The following is a 7,958-nucleotide window of genomic DNA, read 5'->3' as shown; positions in this document are numbered from 1 at the left end:
GTCCTCTCATATTCATCAATTTATTTCACCAACAGCGCTTATCAAAATAAAAAGTTTCTTTACTGAATAAAACCGTCATAATGAATAGTCATATCATCAAACTATCCATGATTTTCTTGTTCAGAAAAATGATTCGAATGCCACTGATCATACTTTTATTTTTTTCACATGCAACTGCTATATTTCAGTGGGAATTCATGTCCTTAGTCAAAAAAAGCCTTAGACTAAACCTATTCCAAACATCAATTATGTTGAGTCGACGATTTTGCATGTGAAAAAGATATGTGGTAAGGTTATACATGAGAATAAAAACTTTCTGAAAATTTCATGAAAGTAATAAATTCTATTTGCTGGAATATTAAGCGAATAAATATATGGAGGATTTAAGATGAAAAAATTTACACCTTTGAAATTAGTATCATTAGCTTCTGTTTCATTATTGATCGCCGCATGTGGCACTGATGGTTCAACGGATAGCGAAGACACGACTATGTTTGAACAAATGGATTATACGATTACCGGTATTGAACCAGGTTCTGGTATTACAGAAAGTGCTCGGAGAGCCTTTGACGAATATGATAATTTAAGTGGTTGGGAGCTTCAAGAAAGCTCGACAGGTGGTATGATGGTCGAACTTCAACAAGCAATCGAAAACGAAGAACCGATCATTATCACAGGATGGCAGCCCCATCACATCTTTGAGATTTATGACTTAAAAATACTTGAAGATCCAAAACAAGCATTTGGTGCCGCCGAAAACATTCATACAATGACCCGTATCGGGCTAGAGGAAGACATGCCTGATGCTACAGCGATTTTAGACAATTTCGCGTGGGAAATAGAAGATATGCAGCAGATCGTTCTAGAGGCTCAAGAGATCCCCTTTGAAGAAGCGGCTCAAAACTGGTACGATGACAATCAGGATTTAGTGAATGAATGGACCGATGGTGTTCCAGAAAGTGATGGCCAGGAAATCGATCTTGTTTCCATGCCTTGGGACACAGAACGTGCGTCTGCTAGTGTCATGACCTTAGTGCTTGAAAATCACGGTTTTGATGTAAACGTGACTAGTGTCGATCCATCTATTTTATTTCAAGCCTTGGCACAAGGTGAAGCCGATGCGACCGTTACACCCTGGTTACCCACTACCCACGGTGCCTTTATGGAAGAATACGGAGACGACTTGGTCGACTTAGGTCCTAACCTACCAGGTGCTGTTTCAGGTTTTGTAGTTCCTGCTTACATGGATATCGATTCCATCGAAGACCTACCTGCAAATGACTAAAACAAGAATCAACTAAAATCGGGAAGAAACTTCCTGATTTTTTTTCGGGAAATTTTCATTATTAATTGAGCCACCCTTATATTTTTTGTGAAAGCATATCATTTTATAGCTTTTGAATACTATGCTAACCTTAATGGGTGCGTGAGGACATTCGTGAGAGTATTATGAAACACTGATCAACAATAAGAGCTTCAAATAAATCAATACAGGGGGAACTTTTTATGAAAAAGACAACACCATTAAAACTCGTCTCGCTTGCTTCAGTGTCATTACTTGTTGCAGCCTGTGGTACTGACGATGCAGCTGATAACGGAGATGCAAGCTTAGGCGAGCAACTCGAATACACCATCACAGGAATCGAACCCGGTGCTGGAATAACTGAAAGATCAGAGGCCGCTTTAGAAGAATATGACAATTTAGCAGGTTGGGAACTGGAAACAAGCTCGACTGCAGGAATGATGGGTCAGTTAGAATCAGCTATAGATAATGAAGAACCGATTATTGTAACCGGCTGGACCCCTCACTATAAATTTGAATTGTATGACTTGAAATTCCTGGAAGATCCTGAAGGTGTCTTTGGTGACGCAGAATTTGTGCATACCATGTCGCGTGAAGGATTCGAAGCAGATATGCCCGAAGCTTATGCTATCTTAGACAATTTCTCATGGGAAGTCGATGATATGCAGGGAATCATGTTAGCTGCGCTGGAAACAGATTTTGATGTAGCGTCCGCTGCCTGGATCGAAGAAAACCAGGAAACTGTTGACTCATGGACTGAAGGCGTAGATGAAGTGGATGGGCAAGAAATAGATATCGGCTCGTTCCCTTGGGATTCTGAACGTGCCTCCTCAGCAGTCATTGCTCAAGTACTGGAAGATCACGGGTTCGATGTCACTGTAAATAATGTCGATCCTTCCATCCTCTTCCAGGCATTGTCTCAAGGAGAAGTAGACGTAACCGTCGCCCCTTGGTTGCCAACGACTCAAGGTGCTTACCTTGAAGAATATGGCGATGACATTGTCGACATGGGACCAAATATGGAAGGGACCGTCATCGGTTTTGTTGTTCCTGAATATATGGACATTGATTCCATCGAAGACTTGGAACCTAAAGAATAATGTGAACTGTTTAAAGACTCAGGATTTATTCCTGAGTCTTTTTCATACATAAATATATCAGAGACCATTTTTTCAAGAAAGCGCTATGTTATAATTATAGAAAGACTTAAGGAGGAAAAGCATGAATCATACATATGAAACATTGCGATTAAAGTTGGAACGCTTGCTGAAGAAAAAGAAATCAGCTGAAGAACGGTTTCAATTAAATGAAAATAGATACAATGAGGCAAAAGCAGTTTTCCAGAAAGAGAAAGCAGATGTTGATAAACTGGAATCTCAGTCTCTAACTACTTTTTTAAGAACCGTTATTGGAACACATGACAAGAAACTGTACGAAGAAAAACAAGAACAAATCAAAGCAAAACTGACTTTAGATGAAGCTTCAGCTTTGCACCTGGAATCTCGCAAAGAGCTCTCACGCATAATCGCTGAAATCGATGAACTTAAAGCTGAGCTGGATACTTTAAAAGAGAAACTGAAAGTGACAGATTCTGCGTTTTATGAGGACCTTTCCCGTAAAGAAGAACAGCAACTCCAATTGGAATCAGAAATTCAAGAAATCAACGAAGCCTTGAATGCCGGAGAGAGTGTCTTAAGCGGTTTAAATTCGACCTTAGAAAAGCTGGATTCCGCTGACTCTTTAGCCACCTGGGATATGTTCACTGACAGTTTCCTGATCGATATGTTCAAGTATGATAAAATCGATCAGGCTGAAGAAGAGCTCTTTTATCTGGAAGGATTGATTGAACGCTACAAGAAAGAACTGAAAGATGTCGATCTGCAAAATGTTCTGAACTATGAAAACCTTAGTCAAATGAGACGCGTTTTTGATGTCTTCTTCGATAATATCTTTTCAGACTGGAGTACGAAAGATACCATCCAGCGGAATAAAGATAACCTTGATACCCTCTATACCGAAGTCGATTGTATCCAAAAACAACTGCAGGACCGTAAAGTGGCCTTAGCAAAACAGTTGCAGGAATCGCAATTGTATTACTGAGTATAATATTAAAATAGCGGGAAAGCTCATTGATCAATGAGCTTTCCCGCTATTTTTATTTCACATTCAGTTTACTCGGTGGGGTTGCGTGCTACCAGGGTAGCGATTTACCTTTGATTTCTTCAATCCATAAGCCTCTTAATGCCTGCATCATATCTTCTGATAAGAGATCTTTTGAGGCAGCAAGATTCTGCTGTAATTGCTGACTGTTTTTAGCACCCGGAATAACTGTCGACACTTCTTTAAATGACAATATATACTGTAAAGCGATCTTAACCATCGACTGGTCGTCACCTATGATGCGACGTACTTTTTCAACTAATACGCTGCGGAACTGGATATCTTCCTTGCTCCATCTGCTTCTGATACCCGTGAACGTGCTGTCAGCATCATATTTACCCGTGAGCCATCCGGAGTCTAAAGGTACTTTCACGATCAGACCGACGCCTTCGTCATACGCACGTTTCATTGCAGGCAGTGGTTCCTGATAAAAAGCATTAAACATGACTTCAATGATCTGACTGTCTGTTTTATCCAGTAGTTCATTGATTTCTTTAGCCGTATCCACCGAAGCCCCGTAGGCTCTGATTTTCCCCTGCTTCTTCAGTTTTTCAAGCATTTGGAATTGCGGTGAATGTTGATCAAGCGCAGAAAATGGTGGATTATGAAGGAGGAGGCTATCAAGGTAGTCCGTATTCAATCGCTTGAGGCTTCCTTCGACAGATTCCAGCAGTTTTTCAGGTTCGAAACTCTGTACGTCGTCCGTGTGATGACCGCATTTACTGCTGATAACGACCTGGTCTCTTTTCCCTTTCAAGGCTTTGCCAAGGAGCTCTTCACTCTTTCCAAATCCGTAGTTAGGTGCTGTATCAAAAAAGTTACAGCCGGCGTCCAACGCTTCATGAACTAAACCGATCGCTTCCTCATCGGCCATTTTTCCCCAATCGCTTTCGTTGCCTAACTGCCATGCACCAAAACCAATTTCTGACACTTCAATACCCGTGTTACCCATCATGCGTTTTTTCATTTATCTTTTCACCCCTAAAATAAATTTTCTTCTTACCATCAATGATACCTATCCTTTCACAAAGAATCCACTAACAGTCATTATTTCACATGATACAGTACCTCCCTGATCATCCATTTTTCACTTTTAAAATGATTTTACCGATGTTTTCATCATCTTCCATTATCCTATGCGCCTCGGGTAAGTCACCAAAGGGAACAACTGAATGAATGATCGGACTGATTTTCTTTTCTTCAAAAAAAGGCATGGCTATCTGTGAAAATTCTTGAGTCAGCCGCGCTTTATAGGCGTCACTCCTTGGTGTGAGCAAGGTTCCCCTGAGGGTGACACACTTTTTCATTAATCCACTTAACGACACGTTCTCAACAGATGCCCCTCCCAGAGTCCCGATCAGTATCCACCGCGCATCCACTGCACAACTCGCCAGATTCATCTCCCAGTAGGATGCTCCGACAAAGTCCAGTATGACGTCTACCCCGGAATCTTCTGTCAGTTTACTCACTTTTTCATCAAAAGCTTCCGTTTTATAATTGATCAAGACATGAGCCCCCAACTCTTTGGCTTTCTCCAGTTTGTCACTCCGTCCAGCAGTCGCAAAGATGGTGGCCTGGCTCAGTTGACTCGCGAGTTGAATAGCCGCGGTCCCGACCCCGCTCCCCGCAGCGTGAATCAGGATCTTTTCTTTTTCTTTTAATTCGCCTAACCAGTAAACGGTCTGATAAGCGGTCAAAAAGACTTCAGGGATCGCAGCGCCTTCCTCAAATGATAAATTGCCGGGTAAGATAATGGCGCGGTCGGCTGGCATCGTGACATATTCACTGTATCCGCCGTGATTGACCAAGCCGCATACTCGGGTTCCAGCGTTTAGCTGCGGATCCGTTGACCTGTTTTCAACCACGACACCACTCACTTCGACACCTAAAATAGGGTACGGTGCTTCCAACGATTCATTTCCTCTCGTCAATAAATCTGTCCGGTTGATCCCCGCTGCTTCGACTTCGATCAACAGTTCCCCCTCTTTTGGGACGGGCGTTATGTATTCTTTTAATTTCAAGACCTCTCTATTGCCAGGCTTTTCAATACTCCATGCTTTCATAGTGATCCCCTTTCCCGATTTGTATTTCGCTGCTTCTGATGACTCGCTTTCCTTAATAGTCGATACCTTACTGTTTAAGTTTACACAAAAATACGGACCACCGTCCACAAATCCACTCTATTCTAAAAACTATATGCCGACGTATGATCAACTGTGAAGCAGCATTCAAATCTTTACAGAGAGCGACCTTCCCTATTTTCAGCGGCCAGTCTCACACATTCTTAAATCAAACCAAGCACCCTCTTCCGTGAAAAACAGAGAGGGTCACTTTGTTGACATAAAGTAAGTAAGCCCGTATACTTATGACATAACATCTCGAATTCGTACTAAAATAAGCTCTATCGTTGATTCGAAGAGGCTGAATCGAGTGAGACAGACCTTCTGAAAAACATCTGATACCATTGAAAATAACAGCAGAAAAGGAGTAATCGACGTTGAAACATATATTTAAAAAAGGAACTGACTTAACCAATACCACTTTACTCTTACTTCATGGAACGGGCGGCACGGAACAAGATCTGCTTCCTCTAGCAGCTCAAGTGGATCCCCAAGCAAATGTCTTAAGTGTCAGGGGAAACATCGATGAGAACGGCATGTTTCGCTATTTTAAACGTTTGAGACCCGGTGTCTTTGATGAGGCAGACCTGAAATTAAGAACCGAGGAATTAAAACACTTTTTAAGCGATGCTGCAAACGAATACGGCTTTGATCGAAACAAGATCATCGCCATCGGCTATTCAAATGGGGCGAATATTGCCGGAAGTCTGCTCTTCCATGATAGCAACGTCCTAAAAGGCGCCATCCTGCACCATCCGATGGTCCCGCTGAGAGGTTTGGAGCTTCCGGATCTATCAGGCACACCCATCTTTATTGGAGCAGGAACCAATGACCCGATTTGTGCTTCCGAAGAATCAGAAGAACTCGAACATTTACTCAGCAATGCCGGCGCTGACGTTACCTTGCACTGGGAAAACCACGGCCATCAGCTTACAGGGACAGAAATCAATGTAGCAAAAGAATGGTATAAAGCAAACAAAAATCGCCTATATCAATAGGCGATTTTTTCTTTGTTGTTATATTCATGTTCTGACGATTCGTGCCCCGAATGGCAGCAGTGCAAGTTTAGCTTGTTTAAAATGCTGGAGTCCAAATGGAATGCCTACGATGGTCAAACAGAATAGAACGCCCATCGTGACTTCCTCGATGACTAGGGCAAATCCGCCCAGTACCAGCCACAGCACATTGAACATAAAGGATACTCCGCCATGTCCAAACTCAATATCTTTACCAAACGGTGCAGCAGCCATGGTAGAGAATTTGAAGCATTGCTTCCCGATAGGAATGCCTATAATAGTAATAGACCAAAGAACACCTAATATCAACCAGGTGAAGAAGCTGATAAATCCACCAAAAATAAACCATACAATATTACCTAACAACTTCAATCAGATCTTCCTTTCCTCGCCTAATTTATTTGCGGCGGACGTCCATTTTGATTGTCTGATTCAATAAAATCAGGGTGACGCCATTCAAACAAGTAATCGTAATCTTCTTTATCCAGTTTAAAATCAAAGACATTGAAATTTTCTTCGATACGGTAAGTATGCGCCGATTTGGTTAAAGGTACGACATCTAAATCCATCCCGAAACGGAGCAATACTTGAGCCAAAGACTTATCGTATTTTTCTAGCATCCCTCTTATACGATCTTCTTTCCTTAAAACGTTCAGCGGATTCAGCGGTGAACAGGCTTGAACGATGATATCGTATTTTTTACAGTATTCACGCAACTTATTTTGAGTCACGCCTGGATGGATCTGCAGCCTGTTGACCATCGGTTTGATTTTAGCATGTTCAACTATATTTTCCAAGTGGTTGATTGAAAAATTACTGACTCCGATGGCTTGAAGCTTACCTTCTTCGTAAAGGTCTTCCATCGCTCTCCAGGTTTCTAAATTCTTTTTATCCCAGTCTTCCCCGTTTCCTTTATCGAATGGCCAATGAATCAGATAAAGATCTAAATAATCCGTTTCTAATTTTTTTAATATTTCTTCCACATTGCGTTTTACATCCATATAACTATGTCCATCGATCATTAAATTACTGGTTAAAAACAACTCTTCTCTTGGGAATCCACTCTTTTTAAGTCCCCGACTCACTAATTCCCCGTTTTGAAATCCAGCTGAACTGTCAAGATGGCGGAAGCCTACTTCAATAGCTTTAACAATCGACTGAACAGCTTTTTCTTCATTCGAATTTTTACAGATTTCAAAACCGATCGCTGGCATTTTCTTTCCATTATATAGAGTAACCGTATCCATTTTTATTCCTCCAATTCTATCAATCAACAAGTTGACTCAACAATCGATCTTCTATAACTAGTATACTATAGATGAAATTTCTATCCTATTATCTTAAATCCCATCAACCTAT

General features: G+C 41.4%; 8 protein-coding genes. 4 read left to right on the top strand and 4 right to left on the bottom strand.

Features of this window, described 5'->3' with window-relative positions; all coding sequences use genetic code 11:
• The first annotated feature begins 388 nt into the window (after positions 1–388).
• The 3 genes from R6U02_RS09285 (at position 389) to R6U02_RS09275 (ending at position 3,403) form a co-directional block, all read left to right on the top strand.
• Positions 389–1,285, top strand: a complete 897-nt coding sequence (locus tag R6U02_RS09285; protein WP_410263334.1) for a glycine betaine ABC transporter substrate-binding protein — start codon at positions 389–391, stop codon at positions 1,283–1,285.
• 221 nt (positions 1,286–1,506) lie between these two features.
• A complete protein-coding gene (locus tag R6U02_RS09280) occupies positions 1,507–2,403 on the top strand; it encodes a glycine betaine ABC transporter substrate-binding protein (RefSeq protein WP_410263333.1) in 897 nt (298 codons plus the stop codon).
• Positions 2,404–2,524: 121 nt separating this feature from the next.
• Positions 2,525–3,403, top strand: coding sequence for a hypothetical protein (locus tag R6U02_RS09275; RefSeq protein WP_410263332.1), 879 nt, complete (start codon positions 2,525–2,527; stop codon positions 3,401–3,403).
• A gap of 91 nt (positions 3,404–3,494) precedes the next feature.
• Here the strand turns inward: R6U02_RS09275 and R6U02_RS09270 are convergent, their stop codons facing one another.
• On the bottom strand, positions 3,495–4,430 hold the full coding sequence (locus tag R6U02_RS09270; protein ID WP_410263331.1) for an aldo/keto reductase: 936 nt from the start codon (positions 4,428–4,430) through the stop codon (positions 3,495–3,497).
• Between the two features lie 109 nt (positions 4,431–4,539).
• A complete protein-coding gene (locus R6U02_RS09265; protein ID WP_410263330.1) occupies positions 4,540–5,526 on the bottom strand; it encodes an NAD(P)H-quinone oxidoreductase in 987 nt (328 codons plus the stop codon).
• A 434-nt stretch (positions 5,527–5,960) separates the two neighbouring features.
• Between R6U02_RS09265 and R6U02_RS09260 the strand changes: the two genes are divergently transcribed.
• Complete coding sequence (locus tag R6U02_RS09260; protein WP_410263329.1) at positions 5,961–6,581, top strand: alpha/beta hydrolase; 621 nt, start codon at positions 5,961–5,963, stop codon at positions 6,579–6,581.
• A 24-nt stretch (positions 6,582–6,605) separates the two neighbouring features.
• Here the strand turns inward: R6U02_RS09260 and R6U02_RS09255 are convergent, their stop codons facing one another.
• Positions 6,606–6,971 carry a YccF domain-containing protein gene (locus R6U02_RS09255; protein ID WP_410263328.1) on the bottom strand — a complete coding sequence of 122 codons (366 nt, stop codon included), beginning with the start codon at positions 6,969–6,971 and terminating at the stop codon, positions 6,606–6,608.
• Positions 6,972–6,991: 20 nt separating this feature from the next.
• Positions 6,992–7,846: an aldo/keto reductase family protein gene (locus R6U02_RS09250; protein WP_410263327.1), complete on the bottom strand. Its 855-nt coding sequence runs from the start codon at positions 7,844–7,846 to the stop codon at positions 6,992–6,994.
• Between the last annotated feature and the right edge of the window lie 112 nt (positions 7,847–7,958).

The organism is Alkalibacterium sp. (genome assembly GCF_046484155.1).
Classification (GTDB): Bacteria; Bacillota; Bacilli; order Lactobacillales; family Carnobacteriaceae_A; genus Alkalibacterium.
The sequence above is the reverse complement of the archived record's forward strand: the minus strand, read 5'-3'. Positions and strand labels throughout refer to the sequence as shown.

Bases quoted from the DNA above. Each gene is read 5' to 3' on its own strand.
- R6U02_RS09285 (WP_410263334.1), top strand. From the start codon at position 389: ATGAAAAAATTTACACCTTTGAAATTAGTATCATTAGCTTCTGTTTCA.
- R6U02_RS09280 (WP_410263333.1), top strand. From the start codon at position 1,507: ATGAAAAAGACAACACCATTAAAACTCGTCTCGCTTGCTTCAGTGTCA.
- R6U02_RS09275 (WP_410263332.1), top strand. From the start codon at position 2,525: ATGAATCATACATATGAAACATTGCGATTAAAGTTGGAACGCTTGCTG.
- R6U02_RS09270 (WP_410263331.1), bottom strand. From the start codon at position 4,430: ATGAAAAAACGCATGATGGGTAACACGGGTATTGAAGTGTCAGAAATT.
- R6U02_RS09265 (WP_410263330.1), bottom strand. From the start codon at position 5,526: ATGAAAGCATGGAGTATTGAAAAGCCTGGCAATAGAGAGGTCTTGAAA.
- R6U02_RS09250 (WP_410263327.1), bottom strand. From the start codon at position 7,846: ATGGATACGGTTACTCTATATAATGGAAAGAAAATGCCAGCGATCGGT.